This is a genomic window from Nitrosospira sp. Nl5, assembly GCF_900102495.1.
Taxonomy (GTDB): Bacteria; Pseudomonadota; Gammaproteobacteria; order Burkholderiales; family Nitrosomonadaceae; genus Nitrosospira.
This window is the reverse complement of record NZ_FMVQ01000008.1, coordinates 84894-105033: the sequence shown is the minus strand read 5'-3', so window position 1 is coordinate 105033 and position 20140 is coordinate 84894. Positions and strand designations below refer to the sequence as shown.

At 54.6% G+C, this 20140-nt stretch carries 16 protein-coding genes and 1 riboswitch; of the genes, 10 read left to right on the top strand and 6 right to left on the bottom strand.

Annotated elements, in window-relative coordinates:
* Positions 1-43: 43 nt before the first annotated feature.
* Positions 44-784 carry a pteridine reductase gene (locus BLP45_RS09345; protein WP_090371973.1) on the top strand — a complete coding sequence of 247 codons (741 nt, stop codon included), beginning with the start codon at positions 44-46 and terminating at the stop codon, positions 782-784.
* Positions 785-1114: 330 nt separating this feature from the next.
* Positions 1115-3271: a transketolase gene (gene tkt, locus BLP45_RS09340; RefSeq protein WP_090371971.1), complete on the top strand. Its 2157-nt coding sequence runs from the start codon at positions 1115-1117 to the stop codon at positions 3269-3271.
* Between the two features lie 58 nt (positions 3272-3329).
* Here the strand turns inward: tkt and gatB are convergent, their stop codons facing one another.
* The 3 genes from gatB to gatC form a co-directional block, all read right to left on the bottom strand.
* Complete coding sequence (gene gatB, locus BLP45_RS09335) at positions 3330-4832, bottom strand: Asp-tRNA(Asn)/Glu-tRNA(Gln) amidotransferase subunit GatB (RefSeq protein ID WP_090371969.1); 1503 nt, start codon at positions 4830-4832, stop codon at positions 3330-3332.
* A 106-nt stretch (positions 4833-4938) separates the two neighbouring features.
* Positions 4939-6387 carry an Asp-tRNA(Asn)/Glu-tRNA(Gln) amidotransferase subunit GatA gene (gene gatA / locus BLP45_RS09330; protein WP_090371968.1) on the bottom strand — a complete coding sequence of 483 codons (1449 nt, stop codon included), beginning with the start codon at positions 6385-6387 and terminating at the stop codon, positions 4939-4941.
* Positions 6388-6453: 66 nt separating this feature from the next.
* Positions 6454-6741 (bottom strand): Asp-tRNA(Asn)/Glu-tRNA(Gln) amidotransferase subunit GatC, encoded by a 288-nt coding sequence (gene gatC / locus BLP45_RS09325; RefSeq protein ID WP_090371966.1) that lies wholly within the window; start codon positions 6739-6741, stop codon positions 6454-6456.
* Positions 6742-6860: 119 nt separating this feature from the next.
* On the opposite strand from gatC, the gene BLP45_RS09320 reads away from it, so the two are divergent.
* The 7 genes from BLP45_RS09320 to BLP45_RS09290 all read left to right on the top strand — a co-directional run bounded on the left by BLP45_RS09320 (position 6861) and on the right by BLP45_RS09290 (position 15039).
* Positions 6861-7919, top strand: coding sequence for a rod shape-determining protein (locus tag BLP45_RS09320; RefSeq protein WP_090371964.1), 1059 nt, complete (start codon positions 6861-6863; stop codon positions 7917-7919).
* A 63-nt stretch (positions 7920-7982) separates the two neighbouring features.
* Positions 7983-8879: a rod shape-determining protein MreC gene (gene mreC / locus BLP45_RS09315; protein WP_256327766.1), complete on the top strand. Its 897-nt coding sequence runs from the start codon at positions 7983-7985 to the stop codon at positions 8877-8879.
* On the top strand, positions 8866-9390 hold the full coding sequence (gene mreD, locus BLP45_RS09310) for a rod shape-determining protein MreD (RefSeq protein WP_090371960.1): 525 nt from the start codon (positions 8866-8868) through the stop codon (positions 9388-9390). The genes mreC and mreD overlap by 14 nt, the downstream gene beginning before the upstream one ends.
* A 119-nt stretch (positions 9391-9509) precedes the next feature.
* On the top strand, positions 9510-11423 hold the full coding sequence (gene mrdA, locus BLP45_RS09305; RefSeq protein ID WP_090371959.1) for a penicillin-binding protein 2: 1914 nt from the start codon (positions 9510-9512) through the stop codon (positions 11421-11423).
* Positions 11416-12516 (top strand): rod shape-determining protein RodA, encoded by a 1101-nt coding sequence (rodA, locus tag BLP45_RS09300; protein WP_090372063.1) that lies wholly within the window; start codon positions 11416-11418, stop codon positions 12514-12516. The genes mrdA and rodA overlap by 8 nt, the downstream gene beginning before the upstream one ends.
* 5 nt (positions 12517-12521) lie before the next feature.
* Positions 12522-13577, top strand: a complete 1056-nt coding sequence (locus BLP45_RS09295; protein ID WP_371128747.1) for a septal ring lytic transglycosylase RlpA family protein — start codon at positions 12522-12524, stop codon at positions 13575-13577.
* A 214-nt stretch (positions 13578-13791) separates the two neighbouring features.
* Positions 13792-15039 (top strand): pyridoxal-phosphate-dependent aminotransferase family protein, encoded by a 1248-nt coding sequence (locus BLP45_RS09290; protein WP_090371957.1) that lies wholly within the window; start codon positions 13792-13794, stop codon positions 15037-15039.
* 72 nt (positions 15040-15111) lie between these two features.
* Here the strand turns inward: BLP45_RS09290 and metF are convergent, their stop codons facing one another.
* The 3 genes from metF to metK form a co-directional block, all read right to left on the bottom strand.
* A complete protein-coding gene (metF, locus tag BLP45_RS09285; protein ID WP_090371955.1) occupies positions 15112-15957 on the bottom strand; it encodes a methylenetetrahydrofolate reductase [NAD(P)H] in 846 nt (281 codons plus the stop codon).
* 86 nt (positions 15958-16043) lie between these two features.
* A complete protein-coding gene (gene ahcY, locus BLP45_RS09280) occupies positions 16044-17510 on the bottom strand; it encodes an adenosylhomocysteinase (RefSeq protein ID WP_090371953.1) in 1467 nt (488 codons plus the stop codon).
* Positions 17511-17528: 18 nt separating this feature from the next.
* A riboswitch (S-adenosyl-L-homocysteine riboswitch) is annotated at positions 17529-17607 on the bottom strand.
* Between the two features lie 46 nt (positions 17608-17653).
* Positions 17654-18835 carry a methionine adenosyltransferase gene (gene metK / locus BLP45_RS09275; RefSeq protein WP_090371952.1) on the bottom strand — a complete coding sequence of 394 codons (1182 nt, stop codon included), beginning with the start codon at positions 18833-18835 and terminating at the stop codon, positions 17654-17656.
* A gap of 444 nt (positions 18836-19279) precedes the next feature.
* Here metK and dapF point away from each other — a divergent pair, with 444 nt between their 5' ends.
* The gene (gene dapF, locus BLP45_RS09270) at positions 19280-20107 is read left to right on the top strand and encodes a diaminopimelate epimerase (protein ID WP_090371950.1); all 828 of its coding nucleotides are present in this window, start codon (positions 19280-19282) and stop codon (positions 20105-20107) included.
* Positions 20108-20140: the final 33 nt, after the last annotated feature.

The window sequence follows — 20140 nt, the reverse complement described above, 5'->3', positions numbered from 1 at the left end:
AATTGTAGAAACTGACGAAAGCGCAAGTGTAGGGGAGATAGCCATGCAAGGGAAAGTAGTACTTGTCACCGGTGGGGCCAAACGTCTGGGTGCAGCTACTTGCCGCCGGCTGCATGCCCGGGGCGCAAACCTGGTCGTGCATTATCGAACGTCGGTGGAGAATGCACGCACATTACAGGCTGAACTTAATCAAATTCGTCCCGGATCAGTGGCGTTGGTTCAAGCCGACTTGTTCGATACCGGGCTACTACCAGACCTGATTGACGAAACCATGAAGCATTTCGGACAACTCGATGCCCTCGTCAATAATGCTTCCAGCTTTTTTCCCACTCCGCTGGGAGAGATTACAGAGAAGACTTGGGATAATCTTATCGGCAGCAATCTGAAAGCCCCGCTGTTCCTGTCCCAGGCGGCAGCACCACAGCTCAGGAAACGGCATGGCTGCATCGTGAATATCGTCGACATCCACGCCGAGTGGCCGCTGAAAAAATACGTGGTATACAACTCGGCAAAAGGCGGCTTGGCTTCGCTTACCCGCTCGCTGGCGCTGGATCTCGCACCGGAAGTCCGGGTTAACGGCATCTCTCCGGGGCCCATTTTATGGCCTGAGCAAGGTGAGTGGACGGATGAAACGTTGCAACGGCGCATTATCGACAAAACTCCCTTGAAACGCGCGGGCGACCCGGATGACATTGCCAGAACAGTGCTTTTTTTGATCGCGCATGCGCCATATATCACCGGTCAGATTATTGCGGTGGATGGCGGACGCAGCATAAATTTATGACCATGCCGCGAAGGTTAAGAGCCAAATCGCGATGCGCAAACGATGGTGTGCCACCGTACAGATCAAAACCATATACCCTCTTAAACTATATTCTCATTCCGCATTAAATTTAATGGCGGAATTTCCTGGGTAGGTCATTCAGGCTTTCTAAACATCCGCGGTGAGAAGCGGCATCTCAAGGCAGCAGCCAAAATCATAAAAATAAATAGCGATTCGATAAAGGTACGGGCCTTACCCTTCTTGACCTTATTTGTTTTAGCTTGAAGAAAAGCGGCTCATCGAGCTGGAACAGGAGATACTGATACTCCAGCCGCAGATGAAGATAGCAATATGGCGAACAAAAGCAGCAGTCTAGCAAAAGCAGGCAAGGACCTGGACGATTTGTGCATCAACACTATACGCGTGCTGTCGATGGATGCGGTCCAGAAGGCCAACTCGGGACACCCTGGTTTACCCATGGGTGCGGCGTCGATGGCCTATGTTCTCTGGACGCGCTTCCTCCGTTACAACCCCCGGGATCCATTATGGCCGGATCGCGACCGCTTCGTGCTATCCGCCGGACACGGCTCCATGCTCCTATACAGCCTGCTGCATCTTACCGGCTACGATCTGCCGCTGGACGAGATTAAACATTTTCGCCAATGGGGCAGCCGTACCCCGGGCCATCCCGAGCGAGGGCATACGCCTGGAGTCGAGGTTACAACCGGTCCCCTCGGGCAAGGCTTTGGCAACGGTGTAGGCATGGCCATCGCCGAAGCATGGCTGGCCGCTCGATATAACCGTCCTGATCATAACCTGATGGATCATTACACTTATGCGCTTGTTTCGGATGGCGATCTGATGGAAGGGGTTGCTGCGGAAGCCGCGTCCCTCGCCGGACATCTTCGCCTGGGCAAGCTGATCTATCTTTATGATCAAAATCATATCTCGCTCGCCGGCGCAACCGAGCTTACATTTACCGAAGACATCGCCCAGCGATTTGAGGCATACGGGTGGCATACCCGTATCGTACCGGACGGAAACAACACGGACGACGTGGATGCCGCTCTGCGGGAGGCACAGGCCGAGAAGAACCGCCCATCATTGCTGCTGGTACGGACGCATATCGGTTATGGCAGTCCTCATAAACAGGACACGTTCCATGCCCACGGGTCTCCCCTCGGCGAAGAAGAAGTAGCAGCCGCCAAAAAGGCACTGGGGTGGTCGACGACCAACTCTTTCTTCCTTCCGCCCGAGGCGGTGACGCACTTTCGGCAAGCGGTCGAGCGCGGAGCAAAGGCACAGCAGGAATGGCAGCAGCGCCTCGACGCTTACCGGACAGTCTTTCCCGCGGAAGCTGCCGAATGGGACCAGGTGATGGGCGGCCAGGTGTCTCCAGATGCGGCGCAGCTGCCACAATGGAAACCCAGCGACAAGCCAGTCTCGACACGCGTGGCGGCGGGGCAAGCTTTGAACGCGCTCGCGCAGCACATTCCAAATATTATTGGTGGTTCGGCCGATTTGAACCCCTCTACCAATACGGCTTTGAAAGAGCGGGGGGATTTTCAGCCGTCGGATGGAACGCCAGCCACCGCCGGAGCGGTCGGCGGTATGTGGAGTTACGCGGGCCGCAATATTGCTTTCGGCGTTCGGGAGCATGCAATGGGCGCTGCCGTCAATGGCATGGCTGCGCATGGTGGCGTACTTCCCTTCAGTGCGACGTTCCTCGTGTTCTCCGATTACATGAAGCCAGCGATACGCTTGGGAGCACTGATGGGCCTGCGGGTAATTTACGTCTTCACGCACGATAGCATTGCTTTGGGCGAGGATGGGCCGACGCACCAGCCGATTGGGCAGTTGGCCGGCCTGCGGGCGATTCCCGGTCTGACTGTTATTCGGCCAGCCGACGCGAACGAAGCCGCAGAGGCATGGGCAGTTGCGGTAAAGAGGAATTCGGCTACGCTATTAGCGTTAACGCGCCAGAACATTTCCATCCTGGACCGCTCTCGCGCACAAGATGCGGGAGTGGCGAGAGGGGGATATATTCTTTCGGAGGGCGAGGGTGGCAACCCTCAGGTACTGCTGATTGGAACCGGCTCCGAGGTCGAATTATGCGTCAAAGCGCAAGCCCGGTTGAGAGATCTGGGTATCCGCGTTCGCGTGGTCAGCCTGCCGAGCTGGAAGTTGTTTGCCGAGCAGGAAAGCGCCTATCGCGAGCAGGTGCTGCCTGCGGCCGTGCGTAAGCGCGTCACAGTGGAAGCCGGTGCAACGCTCGGATGGGAACGATTTGCGGGAGAAGAAGGAACCATCATTGGCATCGACCGGTTCGGGGCCTCTGCTCCGGGAGAAGAAACCATGAAACGATTCGGCTTTACCGCCGAGCGAGTCACCGCTGCTGCGCTGCGGCTTCTGGGGCGTCAGGAAGATGCCGCCCGGGAAGAGGCGGGCCAGCATGAGCAAGGGGATACCTCTGTGGCAGCCACGGCTCCGACCGAAGGACATTCCTGACTGCGCCATGGGTAAAAAGAGCATCCTATTTCTGAGTAGGATAGTTCTGAATTCCATCTCATTCCAGCAGCTTTTTCCTCAATATGTCATTCACCTGCGCCGGATTGGCCTTGCCTTTGGCGGCCTTCATTACTTGACCGACGAGGGAATTAAAGGCTTTCTCCTTGCCAGCCTTGAATTCTTCAACGGATTTCGAGTTGGCGGCAACCACCTCGTCAATCAATTTTTCCAGTTCGCCTGAATCGGAGATCTGCTTCAATCCCTGTGACTCGATAATCCGGTCAGCGAGGTTCTCATCGAACCGTGAGTCCCGGCTCTTCCATGTCGACACATCCACCTTGGCCGAGCTGGCCTGCAACCACATCTGCCTGAGCACCTCCTTGGCAATCTTTCCGGAAATCGTTCCATCTTTGATGCGCATGAGAAGTTGCGCAAGCTGTAGCGGGGACAACGGACAGCTATCGAAAAATTTTCCTTCGTTATTGAGATAACTGAAGATCTCGCCCATCACCCAGTTTGCGCAAAGCTTCGGGTCGGATGGAAGTTTATCAACCACCGCTTCATAGTATTCCGCAATTTCCCGGTCGGCTGTCAGAGTGGTTGCGTCGTAGCCGGAAAGCCCATAGTCACGCTCAAGACGCTCGCGCATTCGCTGCGGCAACTCTGGGAGCGATCCCTGAATCTCCGCGATCCAGCTCTCCGTGATTTCAAGCGGCAGCAAATCCGGATCGGGAAAGTAGCGATAATCCTGCGCATCTTCCTTGCTGCGCATGGCACGGGTTTCATCCCTGTCCGAATCGTAGAGCCTGGTTTGCTGATGTATGGTTCCGCCATCTTCAAGGATTTCGATCTGCCGTCTGGCCTCATAATCAATCGCCTTCTCAAGAAAGCGGAACGAATTGAGATTCTTTATTTCACAACGGGTGCCAAGCCTGTCTGATCCGTGGGGGCGTACCGAGATGTTGGCGTCGCAGCGAAAGGAGCCTTCCTGCATGTTGCCATCGCAGATACCAATCCAGCGCACCAGAGAATGCAACGTTTTGGCATAGGCTACCGCTTCCGCGCTACTGCGCAAGTCCGGCTCGGAAACGATCTCGAGCAGAGGCGTACCGGCGCGGTTCAGATCGATGCCGGTCATGCCATGAAAATCCTCATGCAGTGACTTGCCCGCATCTTCCTCGAGGTGAGCTCGGGTAAGGCGTATGGTTTTCTCCTGCTCGTTTCCATCCCGGCCGACCTGAATCTTGACACTGCCACCCTCGATCACCGGCAATTCGTACTGGCTGATCTGATAACCTTTTGGCAGATCGGGATAGAAATAATTCTTACGCGCAAAAATTGAAAGCGGATTAATTTTGCCGCCCACCGCCAGACCAAGCTTGATTGCCCGCTCCACCGCGCCGCGATTCAATACCGGCAATACCCCGGGCAACGCGAGATCGACGGCGCAAGCCTCAGAATTGGGCGCGGCGCCAAACGCGATCGAGGCGCCGGAAAATATTTTTGACTGGGTCGAGAGCTGCGTATGCACCTCAAGACCGATAACAATTTCCCATTGCATTTCGCGAACCTTTTGTTGTCCCGAGCTTTATCCCGGACGCGCTGAGAAAATAAAAATAATCATTGGATATCCATGTCCCGAATGTTGGGCAGCACAGGCCTGCCGTTTAATTGGGCATCCGGACATGCCAGTCTGTTACGTGCTGGTATTGATGCGCCACATTCAGCATTTGCGCTTCCGCAAAATAATTGCCGACAATGTGCAATCCCACGGGCCTGTTCTTGTCGCCAAAGCCGGCCGGAATGGACATCCCTGGCAGCCCGGCCAGGTTGACCGCGATGGTGTAAGCGTCGGATAGATACATCTGCACCGGATCGCTGCTTCTCTCTCCAAGATCGAATGCAACGGTGGGCGAAGTCGGTCCCATGATGATGTCGCATTGCTTGAATACCTCGGCAAAATCCTCCGCTATCAGCCGGCGCAGTTTCTGCGCCTGAATGTAGTACGCGTCGTAATACCCGTGCGACAGCACGTAAGTGCCAATCAGAATGCGGCGCTTCACCTCCGGGCCAAATCCGAGGGCACGGCTTTTCCGGTACATGTCGTTGAGGTCGATATATTCAGACGCGCGGTAGCCGTAACGCACGCCATCGAAACGGGAGAGATTGCTCGATGCTTCCGCTGGAGCCAGTACGTAATAAACAGGAACGGAAAGTTTCGTAGTAGGTAGCGACACCTCCACTGTTTTTGCACCAAGCTTGCGGTATTCCGCGATGGCCCCTTCCACCGCACGTGCCACGTCACCGCTTATTTCCTTGACAAAATATTCCTTGGGCAGCCCGATACGCAGCCCCTCCAGCGGCTTTTCGAGGTTGCGAGTATAGTCTTCAGGCTCACGTTGCAGGCTGGTGGAATCGCGCTCATCGAAGCCTGCCATGACATTCAGCATCAATGCGAGATCTTCCGCTGATTTCGCCATTGCCCCTCCCTGGTCGAGACTGGACGCAAATGCGATCATGCCGTAGCGCGATACCAGCCCGTACGTGGGCTTGATTCCTGAAATGCCGCACAGCGCCGCCGGTTGGCGAATTGAACCGCCGGTATCGGTGCCGGTTGCGGCAGGAGCCATGCGTGCGGCGACCGCACAAGCGGAGCCACCTGAACTGCCGCCGGGTACGGCCGCGGTATCCCACGGATTTTTTACCGGCCCGTAAAAAGAGGTTTCGTTGCTTGACCCCATGGCAAACTCGTCCATGTTGGTCTTGCCGATATTGACCGCCCCAGCAGCATTGAAACGCTCAACCACATCGGCATCGTAAGGCGAAATGAAGTTCGACAGCATCTTCGACCCGCAAGTGGTATGCCATCCCTTGGTACAAAAAATATCCTTCTGGGCGACAGGAATACCAGTCAACGGGCGTGCCCGTCCTGATGCCAATAGCATATCTGCGGCGCGCGCCTGAGCCAGACTTGTTTCTTCATCGATGGTAATGAAAGCGTTGTAGTCCGGATTCAGCGTGCGTGTCCGCTTGAGAAACTCACCGGTCAATTCAGCGCTGGAGATCTTTCTCGCCGCGAGCAGCGCAGAAAGTTGCTTGAGGCTCAAGTTCAACATGGGGTTCGCGGGATGGAGCAAATCATGGAAAGGTGTGAAAGAAGAGCCCCAGGCTTGCGCCTGGGCTCATTCGATAACTTTGGGCACCAGGTAAAGCCCCATCTCTACCTGAGGTGCTATCGACTGGAACATTTCTCGTTGATCGATCTCTGTTACAACATCCTCACGTAACCGCTGCATAACATCCTGGGCGTGCGACATCGGTTTTACCGCCGATGTATTCACTGCCTGCATCTGCTCGATCAGACCGAAGATGCCGGATAATTGCGCCAGCGTGGTATGTGCCTCATCCTCGCTAACTTCAATGCGGGCAAGATTTGCAACGCGCTTTACATCATCCAGGGACAGTAACATTCGCTGCCAAACTCCTTATAACCCTTATATTCAAATAGCTAATAGAGTATCATAGCCGGCCTGAGCGACGCATTCTTTTCGCGCGCTTTTATCATCGCCATCCAACGGATTCCGTAACCATGCTTAACTTTATCAACAATAATATATTGCGGGGCTATTTTTCGACCGATATGGCGATAGACCTCGGTACTGCCAATACCCTGATTTATGTTCGCGGGCAGGGCATTGTGCTGAACGAACCTTCAGTGGTGGCGATACGTCAGGATGGCGGGCCCAACGGCAAGAAAGTCATTCAGCAGGTCGGTCTGGCGGCCAAGCAGATGCTGGGGCGCACACCCGGCAATATCACTGCCATCCGGCCGATGAAGGACGGCGTCATTGCCGACTTCACCGTTACCGAGCAAATGCTGAAGCACTTCATCAAAAAAGTGAATCCGCCACGATTATTCTCCGCCAATCCCCGCATCGTCATTTGCGTGCCTTACGGCTCCACGCAGGTTGAGCGCCGCGCCATCCGCGAAGCCGCCTATGGCGCCGGAGCACGCAAGGTCGAGCTGATCGAGGAACCGATGGCGGCAGCTATTGGCGCCAATTTACCGGTCGAGGAGGCTACCGGTTCAATGGTGGTCGATATTGGCGGGGGGACGACGGAAGTCGGTGTGATTTCGCTGGGCGGCATCGTTTATTCAAACTCTGTGCGTGTCGGCGGTGACAAGTTCGATGAAGCCATTATCAATTACATTCGCCGCAACTATGGCATGCTGATCGGCGAAGTTACCGCTGAATTGATCAAAAAGGAAATCGGCTCCGCCTTTCCGGGATCGGAAGTACGTGAAATGGAAGTCAAGGGACGTAATCTGGCGGAAGGCATTCCGCGCAGCTTTACTATTTCCAGTAACGAAATTCTCGAGGCTCTGACCGACCCCCTGAACAGTATCGTCAGTGCCGTCAAATCCGCGCTTGAGCATACACTGCCTGAACTGGGCGCCGACATCGCCGAAAAGGGCATGGTTTTAACCGGGGGTGGCGCATTGCTGCGCGACATTGATCGCTTGCTAATGGAAGAAACCGGTTTGTCGGTAATCATCGCGGAAGACCCGCTGACCTGCGTCGTACGCGGGTCAGGTGTTGCGCTGGAAAATATGGATCAACTGGTCGGCATATTTGCCAGTGATTAGGTGGCTTCAAGCGTTGGCCGGACGCGCGCCGAATCGGGAATCCGAAGCTGAGACCTGATGGAGATGGCCCCGCAGTTTTTCAGACAAGGCCCCAGTCTGCTGGCGCGGCTGGTTTTTTTTGTATTGCTGTCGTTACTGCTGATGGCAGTTGATACCCGATTCAAATATCTCTTCGAAATTCGCCAGGCTTTCGCTGTCGTGATCCATCCACTACAGCAACTGGCCAATGTACCCGCAACAATCTACGACACGATCAGCGAGTTTTTCGTCAGCCGGCAGTTGGCGGATGAAAACGTGCATCTTAAGCATCAATATCTTGCCGACCGGGGGCAACTCCAGCAGTTGCGGGGATTGGAGGCGGAAAATGCGCAGTTGCGCAAACTGCTGGAAGCCGCTCAGCGACTGGAAAGCAAAGCTGTCATGGCCGAGATCCTGCGCGTTCCGCGCGATCCCTTCAGCCGCAAGGTCATACTTGATAAAGGTAGTCAAAGCGGTATTCAGCCAGGCCAGGTCGTGGTGGACGACGTAGGCGTGGTGGGACAGATTACTCGCAACTATCCATGGCTGTCCGAAGTCACTCTTATCACTGACAAGGACCACTCAGTGCCGGTACAGGTGGTACGTAACGGCTTGCGCTCGGTGGTATCCGGCACCGGCAGGGATGGAACGCTGGAATTGCGCTATCTCGCGATGAACATGGATATCCGGGAGGGCGATATGCTGGTGACTTCCGGAATAGATGGCGTTTATCCACCCGGCCTTCCCGTGGCAGTGGTGTCGAAAATCGAGCGCAATCCCACGTATGTCTTTGCCCAGGTTACCTGCACGCCTGCCGCCGGAGTAGGTCACCATCGGCAGTTATTGATATTATCTTTGCTAGCGCCGGCGATGGAAAATCCGCCGGAAGCCATCGAAGAGCGACCGAAGAGCAGGAAAGGAGAAAAGATTGGCGTTCGCTAATTATCCTAAGCAGGAAATCCTGCTGCCGGTCAAAGGCTCCTTTATCGTTCTCAGCCTGATCATGGCGTTATTTCTGAATCTGTTACCACTAAAAGGTGTAGTACTGTCATTGTGGCCGGACTTCGTCGCTTTGGTCGTGCTTTACTGGTGTATCAATCAGCCGCAGCGGGTCGGTATGAGCACGGCTTTCGCTATGGGTCTATTAATGGATATCGGCAACGCCAGCACCTTCGGCCAACATGCTCTGGCATACGTTATCATGGCGTTTGCCGCGCTGGTATTCCATCGACGCTTGCTTGTTTTTGGCTTTCTGAAGCAGGCCCCCCAGATAGGATTGATGCTGCTTATCGGACAATCCGTCTTACTTCTGACGGGACTATTGGATGGGTCTCATTTTCCCGGCTGGAATTTCTTTTTTGCCAGCGCCACCGGTACATTGCTGTGGCCGCTACTCTCCTCACTATTGAGAATACCCCAGAGGCCCAGGTCTGATTCCGATGCGTTATCCTGAATCTGGCACCTGGCCCCTCAATTTCTCTCTCATTTTTCAGCTCGGGGCCATGATCCGCAAAAACTTTTTGCGCTCGAAATCGCACACTACCCTCCATTCCAATTGCCGGGTTTAGGATTATGAGTCGCGCAGTAGAGCTTCGTAATCACCCGCGTGAGCTGCATCATTTCCGGTTGCGGCTTGCTATCGGCGCCGGGTTCGTGCTGCTGCTGTTCCTACTGCTGTTCACCCGTTTCTTTTACCTGCAGGTATCGCAGCAGGAGCACTATCACACCCTGGCGGAAGCCAACCGGATATCCATTTCCCCCATTGTGCCCAACCGCGGCCTGATTTTCGACCGCAATGGCGAAATATTAGCGCATAACTATTCGGCTTATACGCTCGAAATTGTGCCCAACAAGGTTGCCGATCTCGACGCGCTCATTAACGAATTGTCCTCTGTCGTCGAGATAGCGGCGAGAGACCGCAAGCGTTTCAAGAAATTGATGGATGAGAGCAAGAGATTTGAAAGCCTGCCCATCCGCACACGTTTATCGGACGTGGAAGTTGCGCGCTTCGCCGCCAACCGCTATCGTTTTCCGGGGGTGGAAATCAAGGCACGTTTATTCCGTCAATATCCAAAAGGCGATATTGCATCTCATGTTGTCGGTTATATTGGCCGCATTAACGACAAGGATCTGGAGCAGTTGGAGGCCAATGAGGACTTGGCCAATTATCGCGGTTCCCAGTACATGGGTAAAATCGGGATCGAACAAAGCTACGAAAAGGAATTGCACGGTCTCACCGGCTTCGAGGAAATGGAAACCGATGCAGCCGGCCGAGTGATAAGGGTAATATCCCGTACTCCGCCGACCTCGGGCAATAATCTGACGCTATCGCTTGATATCAAATTGCAGGAGGTGGCGGAAAAAGCGTTCGGCGAGCGACGCGGCTCGCTGGTGGCGATTGATCCGGCCACCGGTGATGTGTTGGCGTTCGTGAGCAAGCCGGGCTTCGACCCCAATTTATTTGTCGACGGCATTGACTCCGAGAATTGGGACTTGCTGAATAATTCCATCGATAGACCGCTCAATAACCGGGCGCTACGCGGACTGTATCCACCCGGCTCCACTTTCAAGCCATTCATGGCGCTAGCCGGTCTCGAGCTAAAAAAACGTTCAGCCCAAAACGGAATTAATGATCCCGGATACTTCAGCCTGCCCGGCAGCACGCATCGCTTCCGTGACTGGAAAGCGGGTGGCCACGGGTACGTGGATTTACACAAATCCCTCGTCATATCGTGTGATACCTATTACTACGGGCTGGCTAACGACCTCGGTATCGACAACATTTTCAATTTCATCAGCCAATTCGGACTGGGGAAGAAAACCGGAATCGATATTGAAGGCGAAGTCTCTGGTCTGTTGCCTTCGCAGGAATGGAAAATGCGGCGGTACAAGCAGAAATGGTACGCGGGCGATACAATTTCCGTGGGTATCGGCCAAGGCTACAATCTGACCACACCTCTGCAACTGGCTTTCGCCACTGCGATACTTGCCAGCAAGGGTGCCGCCTTCCGGCCGCATCTGGTGAAGCAGGTTCACAATAACAGGAATGGCACGGTGCGTGAAATCGTAACGCAACCGCTATATACGCTCGATCTCAATCCCGACAACTTGACGCACGTGCGAAACGCGCTCATAGACGTTACGCGGCCCGGTGGCACGGCCGCGCTAGCCGGTGCGGGTGCCGCTTATAGTTTCGCAGGCAAAACCGGTACATCGCAGGTGATCGGGATGAAGCAAGGGGAGAAATATGTTGAAAGCAAGATCCAGGAACGCCATCGTGATCATGCATTATTTGTTGCCTACGCGCCGGCCGAAAACCCGAAAATTGCGCTGTCGGTTTTAGTGGAAAATGGCGGGCACGGAGGCGCTACCGCTGCCCCGATAGCCAGGCTGGTGATGGACTACTTCCTGCTCGGAAAATTGCCGGAAGAAGCAGCGGCAAAGCCGGTCAGTCAGGGAGATGGAGACGAGCACGCGCATGACTAAGCCATTGCGCTTATGGCACTACCTAACGCGTTACGTGGACGGTTTTTTGCTGGGCGGTATATTGCTGCTGATGCTGACCGGCCTTTTTACGCTATATAGCGCCACGGATGCGAACCTGAACCGCGTCACCAACCAGGCGCTCAACATGCTGGTGGCGCTTGCCATCATGTGGCTGATTGCCAACATCCCGTTGGAGCATATCATGCGCATCGCCCTGCCGATATATGTAGCAGGTCTTTTCCTGCTGATCGGCGTGATGCTGTTCGGAGAAATCAATAATGGAGCACGGCGATGGCTGAATATCGGGGTCACGCGTATCCAGCCCTCGGAGCTGATGAAGATCGCGGTGCCGCTGATGATGGCGTGGTATTTTGACAAACATGAAGCGACCCTGCGGCTGAGGGATTACGCGGTGGCAACATTGCTGCTGTTGCTGCCGGTAGTCATGATTATGCGTCAGCCCGATTTGGGAACGGCATTGCTGATTGCGTCCAGCGGCTTCTATGTTCTGTTTCTCACGGGGTTGTCGTGGCGCGTTATGGGAACATTACTGGTCGCCGGAGCCGGCAGCCTGCCAATCCTCTGGTCAATGATGCACGATTACCAGCGGCGGCGTGTTATGACGTTGCTTGATCCGACGCAGGATGCGTTGGGAGCGGGTTATCACACTATCCAGTCAACCATCGCCATAGGATCCGGTGGGGTTCTCGGTAAAGGCTGGCAGAACGGGACCCAGACCCATCTCGATTTCCTCCCTGAAAGGAGTACCGATTTTATCTTTGCGGTATTTTCCGAGGAATTTGGCCTGGTTGGCAATTCATTGCTGCTGTTGTTGTATCTGATGGTGATCGGCCGCGGCCTGATTATTGCCGCCAATGCTTCGACCCAGTTTACCCGCCTGATCGCAGGCTCCATTACGCTCACTTTCTTTACCTATATTTTCGTCAACATCGGCATGGTAATTGGTATCCTGCCTGTGGTGGGGGTGCCTCTCCCCCTGATCAGCTACGGCGGCACATCAATGGTGACAATGCTGCTGGGATTTGGTATTTTGATGAGCATACAGACGCATCCTAAACTGGTGAAGACGTGAAGAACATCAATTCCGGGTCAGGCAACGTGCAGAGCGTTCCGTCTATTACGGTAACGACTGCCCGGATCATCATTGCGGCAACCATTTTAATTTTTGCCGGGGGCTGCGGCAGTATCCTGAAACGTGATACGTTGGGAAAAACGCCTTCCGCCACACCGGTAAAATCCGGCATCGCGCCAAAAAAGGGCGGCTATTATCTGGACGACGGCCCCGGCGATAATCCGCCAGCCGACCTTGCTTCAATTCCGGACGCCGTTCCACGCGGTGAACCATTGCGCCAGGCCAATATGCGGCCCTATGTCGCACTAGGGAAATCCTACACACCCATGACCGCCCTGAAACCATACAAGGGGCGTGGAATAGCGTCGTGGTATGGCCGTCGTTACCATGGACAGAAAACGGCATCCGGCGAAATCTACGATATGTACACCATGACTGCCGCGCACACCACATTGCCGTTACCGAGCTACGCCCGCGTCACCAACATCAGGAACGGAAAATCAGTGGTCGTACGCGTCAATGACCGCGGCCCGTTCCATTCCGATCGTCTGATCGATCTTTCCTATACCGCCGCTTATAAGCTAGGTGTGCTGGACGGCGGCAGTGCCTGGGTGGAAGTGGAAAGCATCCTTCCCGGGGTGGAATCCATTGCGCAGGTTGCGGCAGCACCTGTCAACGCGCCGGCCGCTGTTCGGGAGAAAATAAGTCCAGCGCTGTCAAGTGCTGCAGAAGAGCAAAACGGCGAAGCGAAACCGGACCTGTTAATCGTCAGTTCCGCATCCGCGTATGAAGATCCATCTGTTTCCGGCTCCACTACCGCAGGCGATGCTCGGGGCATATATCTGCAATTGGGCGCCTTTAGCGCCTACGATAACGCGGATAACTTCCTCGCGCGCATGCGCACCGAACTTCCTTCGTTAGGCAGCACTCTTGGCATCATTGCAACAGACGGCCTGTTCAAGGTCCATGCCGGTCCCTATCCCGATCAACTGCTGGCGAGACAGGCAGCCGATAAAATCGCACAGGCCCTTTCCGTCAAACCAATGTTGCTGGTACGATGAGACGTTGCATTGCAATATAGGATGGCGGGACCGAAAAATTTGCAGTAGCTTAATGTGACGGGGGGAGGGATCCCGAATATCGGGAATGTGCAGGAGACCTGGCGGCAAAGTAAATATCGGCTTGGCTGGCTACCCGATAGCAAAATATCCGCTCACTTGATAGAATCAGCTCTTTCCTTCAATTCATTCAGTCCATCACTACACGGATCAATTCATGACCAACAACAACTTCTACCCCGCCAAAAAAATCGGTACGTTTTATCCCCCCCAACGTGTTTTGATGGGCCCGGGGCCGTCGGATACCCATCCGCGCGTATTATCCGCGATGGCCCGGCCGACGCTTGGTCACCTTGATCCGGTATTCACGGATATGATGGAAGAATTGAAAAGCCTGCTGCGTTATGCCTTCCAGACGGCAAATCTGCTGACTTTTCCCGTTTCCGGCCCTGGCTCGGTCGGGATGGAGATGTGTTTCGTCAATATGGTCAATCCCGGCGATAAGGTAATTGTATGCCGTAATGGCGTATTTGGCGCGCGCATGATCGAGAACGTGCAACGCTGCGGTGGTACCGCGGTAGTGGTGGACGACAAATGGGGAGCACCGGTTGATCCGCAGAAAGTGGAAGACGCGTTAAAACAGAATCCCGATACCAGAATCATTGCTTTCGTCCATGCCGAGACATCCACCGGCGCGCTGTCGGACGCAAAATTACTGTGTGAAATTGCCCATCGCCATAACTGCCTTACCATCGTCGATACGGTCACCTCGCTTGGCGGCTCTCCCCTCAAGGTTGACGACTGGAAGATCGACGCGATTTACTCCGGCAGCCAGAAGTGCCTGTCATGCCCGCCAGGGCTGTCGCCTGTAAGCTTCTCCGAGCGTGTAGTGGAATTGGTCAAGAATCGTAAGGGAAAAGTACAAAGCTGGTTTATGGATTTGAACCTGCTGCTAGGCTACTGGGGCACTACCCGAACCTATCACCACACCGCCCCCACCAACGCGCTTTATGCGCTGCATGAGGCCCTGTTCATGCTGTATGAGGAAGGGTTGGAACATTCGTGGGCGCGCCATCAGCGCAATCACACAGCGCTTAAAGCAGGCCTGGAAACGCTCGGTATCGAGTATCTGGTGGAAGAGAAATCCCGGTTACCCCAGCTTAATTCAGTGTATGTGCCGGAAGGCATAGACGAAAAGGAAGTGCGCCGCAGGCTACTGGCCGACTATAACCTCGAGATCGGTGCTGGACTGGGCGACCTCGCCGGGAAGATCTGGCGCTTCGGCCTGATGGGTTATTCGAGCAAAATGGAAAACGTAATGCTATGCCTGAACGCGCTGCAAACCGTATTCTCGGATATGGGCAAAAAAATTGAATATGGCGCCGCCGAATCAGCAGCTCATTATGCGTATGCGGCGAACCCGATATCGCAACGCGTTGCGACACCGGCAAAAGCTGCGGCCTGATTAAACCCAGCGCAGATCCCGTCATTTTCCTCTCAAAAAAGAGGAGAAATGAATGGCGTGCTTCATTTGACGCTACAGTCCCAGTCTTTGCCAGATGGTAGTAGTCAGTCCTGCCGAGTTCAGCGTATAGAAATGCAACCCGGGCGCGCCGGCTTGGAGTAGCCGGTCGCATAAATCGGTCACGACATCCAGTCCGAATGCCCGCACTGATGCGCTGTCATCGCCATAGCCTTCCAGTTTCTTCCTGATCCAGCGTGGGATTTCCGCGCCGCAGGCGTCTGAAAATCTCGCCAGCTGGGAGAATTTATTGATCGGCATGATACCGGGCACGATGGGAATTCCAATGCCCATCGCCTCACACTCTTCAATGAATCTGAAGTAAGCGTCGGCATTGTAGAAATACTGGGTGATGACAGAATCCGCCCCGGCCTCCACCTTGCGCTTGAAGTTCCGCAAATCGTCCTGCGCGGAGTTCGCCTGAGGATGATATTCCGGATAGGATGCGACCTCGATATGGAAGGCATCGTCGAATTCCTTGCGGATAAACTTTACCAGCTCATCGGCGTAGCGAAATTCCCCCCCCTGCGCCATGCCTGATGGCAGGTCGCCCCGCAAGGCGACTATGTGACGGATGCCCCCATCACGATATTTCTGCAGCATGGTGCGAATGTTTTCGCTGGTCGAGCCGATGCAGGAAAGATGGGGCGCCGCCGCATAGCCCTCTGCCTGGATTTCCAGAACCGTTTCAAGCGTGCGATCACGGGTCGAGCCGCCGGCGCCAAATGTCACCGAAAAGAATTTTGGGTTGAGTTGCGCCAACTGCCTGCGCGTGGCGCGCAACTTCTCCGTCCCTTCCTGTGTTTGCGGTGGAAAAAACTCGAAGCTGAAAGTGGGGGCAAACTTTTTTTGGGATTCCATCTTGTACTAACCGCAGAGGTTCAGAGAAGCGAAAAGGACTGTTTAGCCATCTTTTACGCTTCTCTCACCTCTCCAGAACCTGGATATCAGTACCGGTACATCGTCGGCTTGTAGGGGCCGTTTTTATCCATGTTCAGATATGCCGCCTGCTCGTCGGTCAATTCAGTGAGTTTGACGCCCAACTTCTTGATATGCAGTCGCGCCACTTTTTCGTCCAGATGCTTGGGCAACACGTAGACATTCTTTCCGTAGCTCGGGCCATTCTGCCAAAGCTCCATTTGTGCCAGCACCTGATTAGTGAATGAGCTGGACATGACGAACGAGGGGTGGCCGGTCGCGCAGCCCAGGTTCACCAGGCGCCCCTGTGCAAGCACGATGATGCGGCGGCCTGTTGGAAAGATGACATGGTCCACCTGCGGCTTGATATTTTCCCACTGGTATTTCTGGACCGAGGCGATGTCGATTTCCGAATCGAAATGGCCAATATTGCAAATAATAGCCTGATCTTTCATTCTCAGCATGTGGTCGTGCGTAATAACGCGCAGATTGCCGGTAGCGGTGACGAAAATGTCGGCCTGATCGCAGACTTCATCCATCGCGACGACACGATAGCCTTCCATCGCCGCTTGCAGCGCACAAATCGGATCTATCTCGGTGATCCATACTGTCGCCCCCAGACCACGCAGGGATTGGGCACATCCTTTACCCACATCCCCATAACCACACACCAGGGCAATCTTGCCGGCAATCATGACGTCGGTAGCACGCTTGATACCATCTACCAGCGACTCGCGGCAACCATAAAGATTGTCAAACTTGGACTTGGTCACCGAATCGTTGACGTTGAAGGCCGGAAACGGCAGCTCACCCTTTTTTTCCATTTCGTACAAACGGTGAACACCGGTCGTCGTTTCTTCCGTTACGCCACGGATATTGGCAAGCTTGCCGGAATACCAGCCTGGTTGAGTGTCCAGCCTTTTTTTGATTGCCGCGAATAAAGCGTGTTCTTCCTCATTGGCGGGATTGGCGATGACCGATGGATCTTTTTCAGCCCTGCTGCCGAGGATGAGCAGCAGCGTTGCGTCGCCGCCATCGTCCAGAATCATATTGGGCCCGCCGTTCGCATCCGACTTCCCGTCACCGGACCATTCGAAAATACGGTGCGTATACTCCCAGTAATCATTCAGCGACTCACCCTTGTAGGCAAATACGGGGATGCGCTCGGCTGCGATAGCCGCCGCGGCATGATCCTGAGTGGAAAAAATATTGCAGGAAGCCCAACGTACCTCCGCTCCCAATTCGATCAGGGTTTCGATTAGTACGGCTGTCTGGATAGTCATGTGAAGTGAACCGGCAATACGCGCTCCCGCTAAAGGCTTCGTCGCCGCGTATTCTTCACGTAGGGCCATCAGACCAGGCATTTCGGTTTCGGCGATGGCGATTTCCTTGCGCCCCCATTCCGCCAGGGACATATCGGCAACTTTATAATCGATAAATTCGCTACTGGTAAGCGTCGAGACAGATGTAGACGTAGGACTGAGCACAGCGTTCATGGAACAAATCTCCTAAAAAATGAACGAGCGCCGTTGTTACGATCCTCTCCTGCCGAGCCTCGCGGGGACTGTGCCCGCTGCAGCGCTCCTCAGCTGGGGAGGGATAAAGCTTATGTGATACCGGGAAAAGGGTTTCGCCCGGCCTATGCCTCTACCGCAACCTCGATTCCCGCGTCGGCACGCAATCGCGCGGCTTTATCAGCGGTCTCCCAGGTGAACTCCGGTTCATCCCGGCCAAAATGGCCATAGGCGGCGGTTTTTTCGTAAATTGGACGTAACAGATTAAGGGTATGAATAATAGCACGCGGGCGCAAATCGAAATGCCGCTCGATCAGTCTGACGATTTTATCGTCGGAAATTTTTCCTGTTCCGAATGTGTCGACCATCAGCGAAACCGGCCGCGCCACGCCTATAGCATAGGCTATCTGCACCTCGCACCTGCTGGCGATACCGGCAGCAACGATATTCTTGGCCACATAACGTCCGGCATACGCCGCCGAGCGATCCACTTTGGAAGGGTCCTTGCCGGAGAATGCACCGCCCCCGTGATGCGCTGTACCACCATAGCTGTCCACGATAATCTTGCGGCCGGTCAATCCACAATCACCCATTGGTCCACCCACTACGAATCGTCCGGTAGGGTTGATCATGTAGCGTGTGTCACCGTTCAGCATATTTTTCGGGAGCACCGGTTTAATGATCTCCTCGATTACCGCTTCGCTCAGTTCCGCGTGAGGAATGTCCGGATGATGCTGGGTGGAGATCACGACGGTTTCAATGCGCAATGGCTTCCCATTCAAGTAACGCACTGACACTTGCGATTTGGCATCCGGGCGCAGCCATGGCAGGCGTCCGTCTTTTCTCAGTTCCGCTTGCCGCTCCATCAGGCGATGGGCGTAGTAAATCGGCATCGGCATCAGTTGGGGCGTCTCGTCACAGGCATAGCCAAACATGAGCCCCTGGTCGCCCGCTCCCTGATCCATTTCCTCTTCCTTGGTGCGGTTGACGCCCTGAGCAATATCAGTGGACTGTTTGTTGAAAGCGGTCAGCACCGCGCAGGTATGGTAATCAAAACCGATATCGGAGCTGTTGTAACCAATACGTTTGACGGCCGCACGCGCGACCTGCATATAGTCAACGTTCGCCTCCGTCGTGATTTCACCCGACATTACGATCAAACCGGTACTGCACAGGGTCTCGCACGCTACCCGGGCATTGGGATCCTGGGCCAGAATGGCATCCAGGATAGAATCGGAAATCTGATCGGCCACCTTGTCGGGATGACCTTCGGACACGGATTCGGACGTAAAAAGATATTCGCTCATGTTATCCAGCCGCTTATAGTCTTGAAAGGGCTTGTAGGATACCAAATAACGCGCGTATTAAGAAGATGAAAATAGTTAAACCGGAACCCGCTCAATGAAGTCCTTCTGTATCGTAAATAGTGCCGCGCCATGCGGCAGCTCCTGGATTTGAAGAATCAAAACAAAAATACCCCGCGAGGGCTGGTTTTGGGTATTGTGACGCTCCTGGTTGTTCTTTTGGCCGAAAGAGCTTTCCCACGAGGTTAATGGCTGCGGGTATCCGGTGAAACACTGTTCTCCGGCGATCCCTCGCGCTGCATACCGTTATTCATATGAAGGTCAGATAGACATCTGTTCATGCCGCAGGGAATTACTCGTCAGCGCGGAAAGAATATATACTGATGTTGCGCCAACGATATGCGTTCCGCATCAATGAACATAGCCTGAATGAACGGTAATTCATGAATGAAACTCAAGTTTACAAAAATGCAGGGGCTGGGCAATGATTTCGTTGTCATCGACGGCATGAATCAGTCGCCGTTTCTGGGCCCTGAACAATTGCGACGGCTTGCCGACCGTCATTTTGGTGTCGGCTGCGATCAGATTCTACTGATCGAAACCGCGGAAGGTGACGCTGATTTTCGCTACCGCATTTTCAACGCCGATGGCGGCGAAGTGGAGCAATGCGGCAATGGTGCGCGCTGCTTCGTCCGCTACGTGCATGATCGGGGAATGACAACAAAAAATGAAATTCGCGTGGAAACGCTCGGAGGGCTGATCATCCCCAGACTGGAGGCCAATGGTGAGGTTACTGTCCAAATGGGCGCGCCGAAATTTGAGCCGCCCGAGATTCCTTTTATCGCCGATAAGCGTGCGCTGACTTACCCGCTCGATATCGACCACAGGCAGGTGGAAATCAGCGCCGTTTCCATGGGAAACCCCCACGCGGTGCAACTGGTGACGGATGTAGACCATGCCCCGGTACTGACCGAGGGGATGTTGATCGAGCATCATCCACGCTTTCCGCAGCGCGTAAATGCCGGATACATGCAGGTGGTGGATCGCGACCATATCCGGTTGCGGGTATATGAGCGCGGCGCGGGGGAAACGCTTGCCTGTGGCACCGGTGCTTGTGCCGCCGTGGTGACGGGAATCAACCTCGGGTTGCTGAAGTCAATGGTCACAGTCAGTTTCCGCGGGGGCGACTTGACCGTGCGCTGGGAAGGCGGGACTGAGCCGGTCTGGATGACCGGTCCTGCCGTTGCCGTGTTCGATGGAGAGATCGACTTATGATCCCGCGTCCCGATAAACCCGAGAATGGCTTCC

Excerpts from the sequence above, each read along its gene's own strand:
- BLP45_RS09290 (WP_090371957.1), top strand. The coding sequence starts at position 13,792 with ATGACCAACAACAACTTCTACCCCGCCAAAAAAATCGGTACGTTTTAT.
- dapF (WP_090371950.1), top strand. The coding sequence starts at position 19,280 with ATGAAACTCAAGTTTACAAAAATGCAGGGGCTGGGCAATGATTTCGTT.
- tkt (WP_090371971.1), top strand. The coding sequence starts at position 1,115 with ATGGCGAACAAAAGCAGCAGTCTAGCAAAAGCAGGCAAGGACCTGGAC.
- mreC (WP_256327766.1), top strand. The coding sequence starts at position 7,983 with ATGGCCCCGCAGTTTTTCAGACAAGGCCCCAGTCTGCTGGCGCGGCTG.
- BLP45_RS09345 (WP_090371973.1), top strand. The coding sequence starts at position 44 with ATGCAAGGGAAAGTAGTACTTGTCACCGGTGGGGCCAAACGTCTGGGT.
- metK (WP_090371952.1), bottom strand. The coding sequence starts at position 18,835 with ATGAGCGAATATCTTTTTACGTCCGAATCCGTGTCCGAAGGTCATCCC.
- BLP45_RS09320 (WP_090371964.1), top strand. The coding sequence starts at position 6,861 with ATGCTTAACTTTATCAACAATAATATATTGCGGGGCTATTTTTCGACC.
- gatA (WP_090371968.1), bottom strand. The coding sequence starts at position 6,387 with ATGTTGAACTTGAGCCTCAAGCAACTTTCTGCGCTGCTCGCGGCGAGA.
- mrdA (WP_090371959.1), top strand. The coding sequence starts at position 9,510 with ATGAGTCGCGCAGTAGAGCTTCGTAATCACCCGCGTGAGCTGCATCAT.
- gatC (WP_090371966.1), bottom strand. The coding sequence starts at position 6,741 with ATGTTACTGTCCCTGGATGATGTAAAGCGCGTTGCAAATCTTGCCCGC.
- ahcY (WP_090371953.1), bottom strand. The coding sequence starts at position 17,510 with ATGAACGCTGTGCTCAGTCCTACGTCTACATCTGTCTCGACGCTTACC.
- gatB (WP_090371969.1), bottom strand. The coding sequence starts at position 4,832 with ATGCAATGGGAAATTGTTATCGGTCTTGAGGTGCATACGCAGCTCTCG.
- rodA (WP_090372063.1), top strand. The coding sequence starts at position 11,416 with ATGACTAAGCCATTGCGCTTATGGCACTACCTAACGCGTTACGTGGAC.
- metF (WP_090371955.1), bottom strand. The coding sequence starts at position 15,957 with ATGGAATCCCAAAAAAAGTTTGCCCCCACTTTCAGCTTCGAGTTTTTT.